Annotated in this window: 13 protein-coding genes; 7 read left to right on the top strand and 6 right to left on the bottom strand. The window is 69.6% G+C overall.

Going from position 1 to position 13,157, the window contains the following annotated elements; genetic code table 11:
- The 4 genes from IE317_RS26895 to IE317_RS26880 are packed head-to-tail and all read right to left on the bottom strand — an operon-like array spanning position 1 to position 3,846.
- Entirely contained in the window at positions 1 to 1,146 is a 1,146-nt protein-coding gene (locus IE317_RS26895) for an Mrp/NBP35 family ATP-binding protein (protein ID WP_191314127.1), read from the bottom strand.
- A gap of 10 nt (positions 1,147 to 1,156) precedes the next feature.
- On the bottom strand, positions 1,157 to 1,657 hold the full coding sequence (locus IE317_RS26890; RefSeq protein WP_191314126.1) for a DUF1003 domain-containing protein: 501 nt from the start codon (positions 1,655 to 1,657) through the stop codon (positions 1,157 to 1,159).
- The gene (locus IE317_RS26885; protein WP_191314125.1) at positions 1,650 to 2,927 is read right to left on the bottom strand and encodes a magnesium transporter MgtE N-terminal domain-containing protein; all 1,278 of its coding nucleotides are present in this window, start codon (positions 2,925 to 2,927) and stop codon (positions 1,650 to 1,652) included. Before IE317_RS26885 ends, IE317_RS26890 begins: the two co-directional genes overlap by 8 nt.
- 10 nt (positions 2,928 to 2,937) lie before the next feature.
- The gene (locus tag IE317_RS26880; RefSeq protein ID WP_191314124.1) at positions 2,938 to 3,846 is read right to left on the bottom strand and encodes an aminoglycoside phosphotransferase family protein; all 909 of its coding nucleotides are present in this window, start codon (positions 3,844 to 3,846) and stop codon (positions 2,938 to 2,940) included.
- 92 nt (positions 3,847 to 3,938) lie between these two features.
- On the opposite strand from IE317_RS26880, the gene IE317_RS26875 reads away from it, so the two are divergent.
- Positions 3,939 to 4,814, top strand: a complete 876-nt coding sequence (locus tag IE317_RS26875) for a slipin family protein (protein ID WP_191314123.1) — start codon at positions 3,939 to 3,941, stop codon at positions 4,812 to 4,814.
- A 4-nt stretch (positions 4,815 to 4,818) separates the two neighbouring features.
- On the opposite strand, the gene IE317_RS26870 is transcribed toward IE317_RS26875, so the two are convergent.
- Positions 4,819 to 5,481, bottom strand: a complete 663-nt coding sequence (locus tag IE317_RS26870; RefSeq protein WP_191314122.1) for a DUF4190 domain-containing protein — start codon at positions 5,479 to 5,481, stop codon at positions 4,819 to 4,821.
- Between the two features lie 165 nt (positions 5,482 to 5,646).
- Between IE317_RS26870 and IE317_RS26865 the strand changes: the two genes are divergently transcribed.
- The 6 genes from IE317_RS26865 (at position 5,647) to IE317_RS26840 (ending at position 12,039) form a co-directional block, all read left to right on the top strand.
- Positions 5,647 to 6,843: an acyl-CoA dehydrogenase family protein gene (locus IE317_RS26865; RefSeq protein ID WP_191314121.1), complete on the top strand. Its 1,197-nt coding sequence runs from the start codon at positions 5,647 to 5,649 to the stop codon at positions 6,841 to 6,843.
- A gap of 112 nt (positions 6,844 to 6,955) precedes the next feature.
- The gene (locus IE317_RS26860; protein WP_167455155.1) at positions 6,956 to 7,480 is read left to right on the top strand and encodes a general stress protein; all 525 of its coding nucleotides are present in this window, start codon (positions 6,956 to 6,958) and stop codon (positions 7,478 to 7,480) included.
- Positions 7,481 to 7,723: 243 nt separating this feature from the next.
- Positions 7,724 to 9,046: an ABC transporter substrate-binding protein gene (locus tag IE317_RS26855; RefSeq protein WP_191314120.1), complete on the top strand. Its 1,323-nt coding sequence runs from the start codon at positions 7,724 to 7,726 to the stop codon at positions 9,044 to 9,046.
- A complete protein-coding gene (locus IE317_RS26850) occupies positions 9,043 to 10,014 on the top strand; it encodes a carbohydrate ABC transporter permease (protein WP_191314119.1) in 972 nt (323 codons plus the stop codon). The genes IE317_RS26855 and IE317_RS26850 overlap by 4 nt, the downstream gene beginning before the upstream one ends.
- Entirely contained in the window at positions 10,014 to 10,853 is an 840-nt protein-coding gene (locus IE317_RS26845) for a carbohydrate ABC transporter permease (protein WP_191314118.1), read from the top strand. The genes IE317_RS26850 and IE317_RS26845 overlap by 1 nt, the downstream gene beginning before the upstream one ends.
- 4 nt (positions 10,854 to 10,857) lie before the next feature.
- Positions 10,858 to 12,039 (top strand): ABC transporter ATP-binding protein, encoded by a 1,182-nt coding sequence (locus tag IE317_RS26840; protein WP_191314117.1) that lies wholly within the window; start codon positions 10,858 to 10,860, stop codon positions 12,037 to 12,039.
- A 62-nt stretch (positions 12,040 to 12,101) separates the two neighbouring features.
- Here IE317_RS26840 and IE317_RS26835 read toward each other — a convergent pair whose 3' ends face one another.
- Positions 12,102 to 12,947, bottom strand: coding sequence for a hypothetical protein (locus IE317_RS26835; protein WP_191314162.1), 846 nt, complete (start codon positions 12,945 to 12,947; stop codon positions 12,102 to 12,104).
- Between the last annotated feature and the right edge of the window lie 210 nt (positions 12,948 to 13,157).

The raw sequence follows: 13,157 nt of genomic DNA, 5'->3' as shown, positions 1-13,157 counted from the left end.
TCAGCGGCCGGCCGGGGTGACGTTCAGCATCATCCCGGCCAGCCCACGGGCCCGGACCGTCAGCTTCTTGGCCGCTTCCTGCAGGACGACCGACGCCGGGGCCTCCGGCGCCGCCAGGACCAACGGCTCGCCGGCGTCACCCTGCGAGACCATCCGCGGGTCCATCGGGACCTGCCCGAGCAGCGGCACCTCCGAGCCGATCGACTTCGACAGCGACGAAGCCACCGCCTGGCCGCCGCCCGAGCCGAACAGCTCCAGGCGGGAGCCGTCCGGCTGCTCCAGCCACGACATGTTCTCGATGACGCCGGCCACGCGCTGACGCGTCTGCAGCGCGATCGCCCCCGCCCGCTCGGCCACCTCGGCCGCCGCCTGCTGGGGGGTGGTCACCACCAGGATCTCGGCGTTCGGGATCAGCTGGGCCACCGAGATCGCGATGTCGCCGGTGCCCGGCGGCAGGTCCAGCAGGAGGATGTCCAGGTCGCCCCAGAACACGTCCGCCAGGAACTGCTGCAACGCCCGGTGCAGCATCGGGCCGCGCCACACCACCGGCGTGTTGCCCGGGGTGAACATGCCGATCGAGATCACCTTCACGCCGTGGGACTGCGGCGGCATGATCATCGTGTCGACCTTGGTCGGCTTCTCGCGCGCGCCCAGCATGCGGGGGATCGAGTGGCCGTAGATGTCCGCGTCCACGACACCGACCGACAACCCGCGCGCGGCCATCGCCGCCGCCAGGTTGACCGTCACCGACGACTTGCCGACGCCACCCTTGCCCGAGGCCACGCAGTACACCCGGGTCATCGAGCCCGGCTGCGCGAACGGGATCACCGGCTCGGCCGCGTCGCCGCGCAGGGACTTCCGCAGCTCGGAGCGCTGCTCGTCACTCATGACGTCCAGCTCCACGCGAACGTCCACGACGCCCGGGAGCTTCGAAACGGCGTCGCGGGTGTCGTTGGTCAGCGTCGCCTTCAGGGGGCAGCCCGCCACCGTCAGGTAGATCCCGACCGTGACGACGCCGTCGTCACCGACGACCACGTCCTTGACCATCCCCAGGTCCGTGATGGGTTTCCGGATCTCGGGGTCTTGCACGCTCTTCAGCGCGCTGCGGACATCGTCGACGCTGGGGAGCTGCTGCGTACTGGTCACCCAGTCCATGTTACGAGCCGGTAGGAGTGCGGGACTTCCTGGGCTGGATGGACAGGTCCTCCCGGAGCCGGTCCAGCTCGGTGCGGAGGTAGTCGCGCGTGGCCACTTCGCCGATCGCCAGCCGCAGCGCCGCCAGCTCCCTGGCCAGGTATTCCGTGTCCGCCTTCGTCTGCGCCGCGCGGTTGCGGTCCTCCTCCAGGGAGACGCGGTCGCGGTCGTCCTGCCGGTTCTGCGCCAGCAGGATCAACGGCGCCGCGTACGCCGCCTGCGTCGAAAACGCCAGGTTGAGCAGGATGAACGGGTACGGGTCCCACTGCAGCGACACCGCCGTGATGTTCAGCACGATCCACACGATGACGATCAGGGTCTGCCAGAACAGGTACTTCCCGGTGCCGAGGAACCGGGCCAGCCGCTCGGACAGCCTGCCGAACGTGTCCGGGTCGATGTTCAGCCTGAACCGGTTCTGGCCGCGGGGCTGGTCCAGCCGCCGTCCCGAAGTCAGCTCAGGCACGGTCTTCCTCCAAGGTGTCGTGCAGCCCGGTCTCCCGCCAGTCCTCCGGCAGCAGGTGGTCGAGGACGTCGTCGACGGTCACCGCGCCGATCAAGTGGTCTTCGGTGTCGACGACCGGCCCGCAGGTCAGGTTGTAGGCCGCGAAGTACCGCGTGACCTCGGCCAGCGACGCCCCGGGTTTCAACGGCGGGAGCCCGGTGTCCACGGCGCTGGCCACCAGCTCGGCCGGCGGCTCCCGCAGGAGGCGCTGGAAGTGGACGACGCCGACGTAGCGCCCGGTCGGCGTCGCCGTCGGCGGGCGGCAGACGAACACCATGCTCGCCAGCGCCGGCGGCAGCTCGGCGTTGCGGATGTGGGCCAGCGCCTCGGCGATCGTCGTGTCCGGGGTCAGCACCACCGGCTCCGGCGTCATCAGGCCGCCCGCGGTGTCCGACGAGTACTCCAGCAGCCGCCGCACCGGCGCGGACTCCTCCGGCTCCATCAGCTCCAGCAGGCGGCTCTGGTCGGCCGGGGCGAGCTCGGCCAGCAGGTCGGCCGCGTCGTCGGGGTTCATCGCCTCCAGGACGTCGGCCGCGCGCTCCTCGGCCAGGTAGGCCAGCAGCTCCTTCTGGTCGTCGTCCGGCAGTTCCTCGATGACGTCGGCGAGGCGCTCGTCGTCCATCGCGTCGGCGACCTCGTGCCGCCGCTTGAGCGGCAGGTCGCGCACCGTCGCGGCGATGTCGGCCGGCCGCATGGTGTCGAACAGCATGAGCAGCTGCCCGGCCCCCTGCGGCTGGCGGGCGAGGTCGGTGAGGCCGAGCCCGGCCACCTCCGACCACGGCAGCACCTGCATGGCCGAGCGGCGGCGGCCCAGCCCGAGCCGCCGCTCGCGGATGGCGAGCTTCGCCAGCACCCAGTCGCGGGTGCGGGTCGGCTCCATCCCGGCGTCGACGACGGTGATCCGGGTGTCGGAGCCGGCCAGCGTGGCGTGCGCGTCGAGCAGCTGGCCGAGCACCAGGACCTCGTTGGGGCGCTGGTTGAACTGGCGCATGTTGACCGAGCCGGTGGCCAGGGTCACGGCGGACGGCTCGATCGAGGTGACGCGCAGCATCGGGACGAAGACCCGCCGCCGGGTGCTCAGCTCGACGACCAGGCCGAGGATCCGCGGCGGCTGGGCGTCCAGGCGCAGCCCGGCGACCAGGTCGCGGACGCGGCCGATCGACTCGCCGTCCGGGCCGAATACCGGCAACCCGGACAGCTGAGCTGCGAAAACCCTGTTGACCGCGGCCATGCCGCTGACACTATCGGCTGGCCGCCCAGGGAGCGATTTCCGCCACTGTGACGAAGGCCGGGTCGTCGCTGTCTTCGCCGGTTTCCGCGAACTCTTCGATCATCCAGATCCAGTTCTGCACCGCGCGCACGAGCGTCCAGGCGCGAGCGCGTTCAGCGTCCAGTTCGTGCGAAGCGACGATCAGCGCGAACCGTTCGTCCAGTGTGGACTCGGTGAAGCGGTTCCAGAACAGCGGGATGACACCCCACTCGAGGTCGCCCGCCAGTGGCTTGGGGTCGATCACCAGCCACGGCTCGCGGGTGGCCGCCAGGACGTTCTGGAAGTGCAGGTCCTCGTTCACCAGCAGGTCACCGGCCGATGGCCCGAGTTCGCGGCAGATCGCGACGGCGTCGTCGACGAGCCGCTTCTCGAACGGCTCGCCGAGCTCCGCCCAGCGACGCGGGAGTTCTTCGGTCAGCCGTGCCGCCTCGGAATGCAGCCGCCGCCGCATCGACACCGGTGCGGGGACGGCGAGGCGCCGCGCCAGGCCGCCGATGAGCGGGATCGCCGAGCGCAGCGGGAGGTCGCCGAGGGTGCGGTCGGGGTCGAGCCGTTCGAGCAGCAGGACGCCGTCGTCCGGCGCGGACTCCAGCAGCACGGCACCCCGGCCGGCCCATGTGGACAGTGCGAGCGGCTCGTCGGCGGACTCCGCGTCCCGCCAGCCCAGCTTCAGCACCACCGGCGTGCCGTCGGCCAGGCGCGCGGGCTGCACCACGCCGACGTAGCCGTGCATCGCCTCACCCTCGAACGCACACCCCCACTTCCGGGCGTACTCCGCGGCGAGCTCGGGCAGCGCCGCGAGCCACGGGACGGCCTCCGGCCCGAGCACCTTCGGCGCGCGGGCGGCGAACAGCGGGGGAACGCGAAGATCGGTCACCACCCCACCCTGGCAGCCGCGTCCAACGCATTTCGTCAGCTGCCAGGCGGGCGTACGCTGGGCTTTCAAGGGGAAACGCAACCCCGGGAGCAGTCATGGTGGTGGAGATCCTCAGCGCCGTCGTCCTCGCGGGCGGAGTCTGGCTCGCGTCGAGCGTGCGCGTCGTGAAGCAGTACGAACGCGGGCTGATCTACCGGTTCGGGCGGGTGCGGTCCCGCGTCCGCGAACCCGGGCTGGCGGTGCTCGTGCCGTTCGCCGACCGGCTCCAGAAGGTCAACATGCAGATCGTGACCATGCCGATCCCGGCCCAGGACGGCATCACCCGCGACAACGTCACGGTCCGCGTCGACGCCGTCGTCTACTTCAAGGTGATCGACCCGGTCGTCGCGGCGGTCAACGTGCAGGACTACCGGTCGGCGGTCGGCCAGGTCGCGCAGACGTCGCTGCGCTCGATCATCGGCAAGAGCGAGCTCGACGACCTGCTGTCCAACCGCGAGCGCCTCAACGAGGGCCTGGAGCTGATGATCGACAGCCCGGCGCTGGACTGGGGCATCCACATCGACCGCGTGGAGATCAAGGACGTCGCGCTGCCGGAGGCGATGAAGCGCTCGATGTCGCGGCAGGCCGAGGCGGAGCGGGAACGGCGCGCGCGCGTCATCTCCGCCGACGGTGAGCTGCAGGCGTCGCACAAGCTCGCGCAGGCCGCCGCGACGATGGCCGACACGCCATCGGCGCTGCAGCTGCGGCTGCTGGAGACCGTGGTGCAGGTGTCGTCGGAGAAGAACTCGACGCTGGTGCTGCCGTTCCCGGTGGAGCTGCTGCGGTTCCTCGACGCGCAGACGCCGAAGCGGGCCCCGGCGGCCGAGCCGGAGCCCCAGCCGGAGGTGGCCGAGGCGAAGCCGGAGGTGAACGGCCACGCGACGCCGTCGCCGCGCAGCCCCGGCGACGCCGTGCTGCCGTCGGCGGACTGACCGCTCAGGGGGCCGTCGTGCCCAGGATGATCAGGGTGGTGAGGAAGCCGACCCACAACGCGATCACGACGTAGCCGACGATCACCGCGGCCGTGGCCAGCCCGCGGCCGCCCGCCTCGCCGCGGTTGGTCTTGCTCAGCGCGATGTGGCCCATGACGAGCCCGGCGATCGCGGTGATCCCGGAGCAGAAGCCCAGGATCGAGCACACGAGAGCGCCGATGGCCAGCGCGTTGTCCTGCGTGCGCGGGGCCGCGTACGGCGAGCCGTACGGGAGGGGCTGCGCATAGGGCGCCGAGTACGGCTGCCCGTAGGCGGGTGGGTACTGCTGCTGCGGGTAGGGCTGGCCGGGAGGCGCGTAGGGCGTGCCGGGGATGTACGCGGCCGGCGTCTCGTACGCGCCGGGCGGCAGCTGACCGGGCTGCTCGGAGGTGACGGTCTGCTCGGCGGCAGGCGGGACGTCCGCCGCGACGGTGGCGGTGGTGTCGGCAGGAGGGGCGTCCGCGGTGGCGGTCGTGCCCGTCGCGGACGCCTCGGCGCCGGTGGCGTCGACGGCCGGCGGGTCGTAGTTCTCCGGCTCGTACGGCGCCGGGTCCGCCGTCGGCGGCGGGTCGTACGCCGCGGTCGGGTCGGCGGCCGGACGGTCCTTTTCCCCGGACGGGTCGATCATGGCGGGTCCCCTCGTGCGTGTGGGGACCACGTTAGCCGGGGACGTCCCGGCCCGGTTCGGTTCCCCGGAGCGTGAGCGCCCTCATAGCAGGGTTTCGGCTTTCGGGTCATACTCACCGGTAACCCAGCGCCGGGAGCGGCGTCCTACTCCGGAAAGGGAGCCGTGATGGCCCGTCTCGCCCAGACCGCCGGCCTGACCGACGTGCAGTCGGAGATCCTCGCGACCGTCCGCCAGTTCGTGGACAAGGAGGTCATCCCGCACGCCCAGGAGCTCGAGCACGCCGACACCTACCCCGCCGACATCGTCGCGGGCATGAAGGAAATGGGCCTGTTCGGGATCACCATCTCGGAGGAGTACGGCGGGCTCGGCGAGTCGCTGCTGACCTACGCGCTGGTCGTCGAGGAGATCGCGCGGGGCTGGATGAGCGTGTCCGGCGTGATCAACACCCACTTCATCGTGGCGCACATGATCTCCCGCCACGGCACCGAGGCGCAGAAGCAGCACTTCCTGCCGCGGATGGCCACCGGCGAGGTCCGCGGCTCCTTCTCGATGTCGGAACCCGACCTCGGGTCGGACGTCGCGGCCATCAAGACCAAGGCGAAGAAGACCGATGACGGCTACGTCATCGACGGCTCGAAGATGTGGCTGACCAACGGCGGGTCGTCCAACCTGATCGCGCTGCTGGTGAAGACCGACGAAGGCGCCGAGAAGCCCCACCAGAACCTGACGACGTTCCTGGTCGAGAAGCCGGAGGGCTTCGGCGAGGTGGCGCCCGGGCTGACCATCCCCGGCAAGATCGACAAGATGGGCTACAAGGGCGTCGACACGACCGAAGCGGTCTTCGACGGCTACCGGATCGGTGCCGACATGGTGCTCGGCGAGGCGCCGGGCAAGGGCTTCGCGTACATGATGGACGGTGTCGAGGTCGGCCGCGTCAACGTGGCGGCCCGCGCCTGCGGCATCGCGATCCGGGCGTTCGAGCTCGCCGTGGAGTACGCCCAGCAGCGCAAGACGTTCGGCAAGGCGATCGCCGAGCACCAGGCCGTCGCGTTCAAGCTGGCCGAGATGGCGACCAAGGTCGAGGCGGCGCACCTGATGATGGTGAACGCGGCCCGCCTCAAGGACTCCGGCGCGCGCAACGACGTCGAAGCCGGGATGGCGAAGCTGATCGCGTCCGAGTACTGCGCGGAGGTCACGCAGGACGCGTTCCGCATCCACGGCGGCTACGGGTACTCGAAGGAGTACGAGATCGAGCGGCTCATGCGTGAGGCACCGTTCCTGCTCATCGGCGAGGGCACCAGCGAGATCCAGAAGACCATCATCAGCCGCGGCCTGCTGCGGGAGTACAAATCGCGGTCCTGAACGACGTTTGTCGCTCTGTCGACAAATCGCGCCCGGCCTTTCGGGGTAAGCGGCTCGCACCGCCGGTGGGTTCTTGACAAGATGGACGCCCAGGACCACGAGTGCGCAGGTGATGATGGTGAGTAGTCCCTTTGGCGGGGGGCGGGCGCCCGGTGGCCTGCCGCGGCTGCCGACCCCGCCGACCGGCTGGCCGATCGGGTCGTACGCGACCTACGGCGAGGCGCAGAAGGCGGTCGACTTCCTCGCCGACAGCGAGTTCGCCGTCGGCGACGTCACGATCGTGGGCGTCGACCTGATGCTCGTCGAGCGGGTGATCGGCAAGCTCAGCTGGGGCCGCGTGCTCGGTACCGGCGCGGTGTCCGGGGCGTGGTTCGGCCTGTTCGCGGGGCTGCTGCTGGGGTTGTTCGTCAACCAGGGGTTCGCGCTGCAGGTGCTCACCGGGCTGGTGCTCGGCGTGCTGTCCGGGCTGATGTTCGCCGCGATCGGGTACAGCATGTCGCGGGGCCGCCGGGACTTCTCCTCGGCGAGCCAGCTCGTCGCCGGCCGCTACGACGTCCTGTGCCAGCCGCGCTCGGCGGAACAGGGCCGGGAACTGCTCGCCAAGCTGGCGCTGAAACCGCCGTCCGCGAACCCCTGAGAAACCCGAGCTTTAGCACGGGAAAATCACGATTCGGCGCGCGGTGCGCTGAATCGTTACCGATACTGCTTGCGGGGTGTGATCGCCCGGCATAAGTTGGCCGACACCAGTCGGGCGGCCTCGCCCTGCAGCGCGGCGGCCCGAGCACTAGCACGTCGGGGTGCTGGCGCGGTTTCGCCTCATCGCGTCGCGGTGCCCACCGGGTTCCGCGGTAACCGGCGTGCACGCGGGTGAGGAGGCCTTATGGGGAAGAGGATCGGCGCGGGCAAACGAGGACGGTCGCCCGGCCGCACCGCCGTCCTGCTGGGGGCAGGGGCATTGGTGACCGGCATGCTCGCCGGTTGCGCGACGAGTTCCGGGCTCAAGATCAACATCTACATGTCGCCCGAGGACAACTTCCAGAAAGTGGTCGACGGCTGCAACGTGAAGGCCGCCGGCCGGTACGAAATCATCTACAACAAACTCCCGCGTGGAGCGGACGACCAGCGGCTGCAGATGGCGCGCCGGCTGGCGGCGGGTGACACCGCCATGGACATCCTGGGCCTCGACGTCACGTGGGTCTCGGAGTTCGCCGAAGCCGGCTGGGCCGAGGAATGGACCGGCCAGAACAAGGCAGCGGCGTCGCAGGGTGTGCTGCAGGGGCCGCTGGACACCGCGACCCACAACGGGAAGCTGTACGCGGCCACGAAGAACACCAACGTCCAGCTGCTCTGGTACGACGACCGGGTGACGCCGAAGCCACCGGCCACCTGGGACGAGATGATGCAGAAGTCCCAGGAGCTCAAGGGGCAGGGCAAGCCCTACGAAATCGTGTTCACCGGCGCGCAGTACGAAGGCCTGGTCGTCTTCTACAACACGCTGGTCGCCTCGATGGGCGGGCACATCCTGTCCGACGACGGCAAGTCCGTGGTGATGGACGAAGGCGCCGTGAAGGCGCTGGAGCTGCTCAAGAAGGTCTCGACCTCGGGGCTCACCGACCCGTCGCTGAGCAACATGAAGGAAGACGACATCCGGCAGGCGTTCCAGCGCGGCCAGGCCGCCTTCCAGCTCAACTGGCCGTACGTCTACGCCGCCTACGCCAAGGACAAGAAGGCGGACCTGCCGCACTTCAAGTGGGCGGTCTACCCCGCGGCGCAGGCCGGGATGCCCGCGCGGACCACGATCGGCGGGTTCGACCTGGCGGTGAGCACGTATTCGCAGCACAAGCCGGAGGCCTTCGAAGCGGCGCTGTGCCTGCGCAGCCCGGAGAGCCAGAAGATCTCCGCGATCAACGACGGGGTGCCGCCGAGCATCGAATCGGTGTACCACAACGACGTTCCGCTCGACCCGGGCAAGCCGGCTTCGGCCGACAACCCGAACATGGCGATCCAGTACCCGATGCGCGACGCCATCCTCGCCGCGCTGAAGACCGCCGCGGTGCGCCCGCTGACCCCGGCGTACCAGAACGCCTCGACGGTCATCTCGAAGGTGCTTTCGCCGCCGTCGGACATCGACCCGCAGGCCACCGCGGCCAAGCTGCGCGAGCAGCTCGGTGACGCGCTCCAGTCGAAGGGAGTGATCCCGTGACCGTCCAGGACTCGACCCCGGCCGGGACCACCGGGGCCCCGGTCGCCGAAGGGGCGACGGCCCGCAAGCAGGGCAAACCCGCCCTCTCCGAAGGGAAGAAGGCCGAGCGGCGGCTCGGGCTGTGGCTGTGCGCGCCCGCGTTCATCGTGATGATCGCGGTCACCGGCTACCCGATCCTCTACTCGATCTGGCTGTCGCTGCAGCGGTACGACCTGCGCTTCCCGGCCCAGCAGCAGTTCATCGGCTTCGACAACTACGCCGCCGTGCTGTCCAGTTCGTACTGGTGGACGGCGTTCGGCACCACGATGTTCCTCACCGTCGTGTCGGTGGCGATCGAGTTCGTGCTCGGCATGGCGCTGGCGCTGATCATGCACCGGACGCTCGTCGGCCGCGGCCTGGTCCGCACCGTCGCGCTGATCCCGTACGGCATCGTCACGGTCGTCGCGGCGTTCTCGTGGTACTACGCGTGGACGCCGAAGACCGGCTACCTGGCGAACATGCTCGCCTCGGACGCGGCCCCGCTGACCGAGCAGTGGCCGTCGCTGTTCATCATCATCGGCGCCGAGGTGTGGAAGACCACGCCGTTCATGGCGCTGCTGCTGATGGCCGGCCTGGCGCTGGTGCCGGACGACCTGCTCAAGGCCGCGGCGATGGACGGCGCGAGCGCGTGGCAGCGGTTCACCAAGGTGATGCTGCCGGTGATGAAGCCGGCGATCCTGGTGGCGCTGCTGTTCCGCACGCTCGACGCGTTCCGCATCTTCGACAACATCTACGTGCTCACCAACGGCGCGCAGGACACCGGGTCGGTGTCCATGCAGACCTACGACAACCTGGTCAAGGGCCTCAACCTGGGCATCGGGTCGACGATGGCGGTGCTGATCTTCATCACGGTGGCGATCATCGCGTTCATCTTCATCAAGGTGTTCGGCACGGCCGCACCGGGTTCGGACAACGGGGGTAAGCGCTGATGGCGATGGGAACCGTCACGACGGGCCGCAAGGTCAGGTGGGGCCTGGTCGACATCCTCGTGCTGGTGTTCGCGCTGGTGCCGGTGCTCTGGGTGGTTTCGCTGTCGTTCAAGACCAAGGACACGATCACCGACGGGTCGTTCATCCCGCAGTCGTGGACCTGGCAGAACTACGCGGACATCTTCCAGACGTCGGAGTTCCTGCTGGCGCTGGTGAACTCGATCGGCATCGCGATCATCTCGACCGTGATCGCGGTGGTGCTGGGCACGATGGCCGCGTACGCGGTCGCCCGGCTGGACTTCCCCGGCAAGCAGGTGCTCGTCGGGCTGTCGCTGCTGATCGCGATGTTCCCGCAGGTGTCGCTGGTGACGCCGCTGTTCAACATCGAGCGGAACATCGGGCTGTTCGACACGTGGCCGGGGCTGATCCTGCCCTACATCACGTTCGCGCTGCCGCTGTCGATCTACACGCTGTCGGCGTTCTTCCGGGAAATCCCGTGGGAGCTGGAAAAGGCGGCGAAGATGGACGGCGCGACGCCGGCACAGGCGTTCCGCCGGGTGATCGCGCCGCTGGCCGCGCCGGGCGTGTTCACCACGGCGATCCTGGTGTTCATCTTCTGCTGGAACGACTTCCTGTTCGCCATCTCGCTGACGTCGACCACGGCGTCGCGCACGGTGCCGGCGGCGCTGTCGTTCTTCACCGGGTCCTCGCAGTTCGAGGACCCGACGGGGCAGGTGTGCGCGGCCGCGGTCGTGATCACCGTCCCGATCATTGTGTTCGTGTTGTTCTTCCAGCGTCGCATCGTGGCGGGGCTGACCTCCGGTGCGGTGAAGGGGTAGCGCTATGGCAGAGATCGTGCTCGACAAGGTGTCGAAGAAGTACCCCGACGGTGCCCTCGCCGTGTCCGAAGTGGACATCACCATCGCCGACGGAGAGTTCATCATCCTGGTCGGCCCGTCCGGCTGCGGGAAGTCGACGACGCTGAACATGGTGGCCGGCCTGGAGGACATCTCCTCCGGCGAGCTGCGCATCGACGGCCGGCGGGTCAACGAGAAGGCCCCGAAGGACCGGGACATCGCGATGGTGTTCCAGTCCTACGCGCTCTACCCGCACATGAGCGTCCGGGAGAACATGGCCTTCCCGCTGCGGCTGGCCAAGGTCGACGACAAGACCGTGCGGGCGAAGGTCGAAGAGGCGGCCAAGATTCTCGACCTGACCGCGCACCTGGACCGCAAGCCGGCCAACCTCTCCGGTGGCCAGCGCCAGCGCGTCGCGATGGGCCGGGCGATCGTCCGCAGCCCGAAGGCGTTCCTGATGGACGAGCCGCTGTCCAACCTGGACGCCAAGCTGCGCGGCCAGATGCGCACGTCGGTGTCGAAGATCCAGAAGCAGCTCGGCACGACGACGCTGTACGTGACGCACGACCAGACCGAGGCCATGACGCTGGGCGACCGGGTCGTGGTGCTGCGGGCCGGGTACGTGCAGCAGATCGGCTCGCCGCAGTTCCTCTACGACAACCCGGCGAACCTGTTCGTGGCCGGGTTCATCGGCTCGCCGTCGATGAACTTCGTCCCGGCGACGCTGGAGAACAACGAGCTGCGGAGCGCGCTGGGCACGACGCCGCTGACCGACCGGGTCCGGCAGCTGGTGGAGCGGGCGAACGCGCCCCGCGACGTGCTGGTCGGTATCCGGCCGGAGCACTTCGAGGACGCGGCGCTGGTCGAGGCCGGGCAGAAGACGGGCGGCGGCACGTTCACCGCGCACATCGACGTGCTCGAGTCGATGGGCTCGGAGAAGTTCGCCCACTTCACGCTGGAAGGCGAGACGGCGACGTCCGAGGAGCTGGCGGAACTGGCCGCGGACAGCGGTTCGTCCGACGTCCCGGGCGCGGAGTCCCAGATCGTGGCCCGGTTGTCGGCGGAGTCGTCGGCGAAGGAGAACGCGGACCTCGAGGTCTGGTACGACGCGGACAAGATCAAGGTGTTCGACCCGTCGAACGGCAAGAACCTCACCTACGAGGACTGACTCTGCCGCAGCGCTCGTGAGTGGGAAACAGGGTTGGAACACTGTTTCCCACTCACGAGGCGTCACGGGAGGCGGGGGAGGATCGCGTTCGCGGCGCTGCGGGCGAGGGCGCAGGTGGCGTCGCCCGCGGTGCCGGCCGTCTCGACCACGCTGATCTCGGCCAGTTCGCGGCGGCCCGGCAGGCCCGGGGCCGGCTGGGTCGTGTCGACCAGGCAGAACGCACCCGAGAGCCGGACGCGGGCGTCGCGGCCGCCTAGCCTTTCGGACGGCCCATCCGGTTCTGCCGTCTCCACCGTCAGCTTGAAGCTCACCTTGCCGCGGATGCAGCTGTGCCCGGACAGGCCGATCGTCGGCTGGCTGTTCGGGCCCGCGGCCGCGTCGAGGTCGTGGTTGTCGAGCGGGACGCACGGCGCCACCCGGCCCCACGAGCCCTCCGGGAAGGTCAGCCGCCCGACCCGGTGCGCGGTGATGGCCGCCAGCGCCGAGCCGACGGCGGCGTCCGCGACGTCGCAGCGGGCCGCCTGGTCGCCGGTGTCGTCGGTGACCGACAGGTCCAGCCGGGTGCCGTCGGCGAAGGTGACGGCGCGGGTGCACGCGCTGCGGTCGTTGAACATCGACTGCTGGATCGCGACGCCCTCGGGCACCGGCCCGGCGTAGTCGTAGGGCTTGATGTTCGGGTCGGAGTCGAAGGCCAGCGGCCCGACGACGATCGTGCGCCGGCCGGCCGTGGCGTGGCAGTCCTCGAACGTCGGGACGGCTTCCGCGCCGGGCACCTTGAGCAGGCTGCAGTAGTCGATGCTGCCGAAGTCGCCGAGCGCGTCGGCGGCGGTCAGCGGCGTGGGCCCGGAATCCGGCTCGGGCGCGGCCTGGGTGGTGGTGCAGCCACCGGTGAGGAGGGCGCAGAGCATCGCGACGGCCAAGCTTTTCGGACGCGGGTTCACGGGGTGCAAGTATCACCACATCGCGCGGAAAAACCAGCCCTGACGGGGACATCTCTCAATCTTTTCCACCGTGGCCGGGGCAAACGGGCAGCTCAAGGGAGTTTTGCGGGCAGCGGCAGGGATTCCGCCCTCGTTATGAAGCTTTTTCGGTTTTGCCGTCCCCTAAGGGAGCGATCC

It is taken from the genome of Amycolatopsis bullii (assembly GCF_014654205.1).
GTDB lineage: Bacteria > Actinomycetota > Actinomycetes > Mycobacteriales > Pseudonocardiaceae > Amycolatopsis > Amycolatopsis plumensis.
This window is presented reverse-complemented; position numbering and strand designations above follow the sequence as displayed.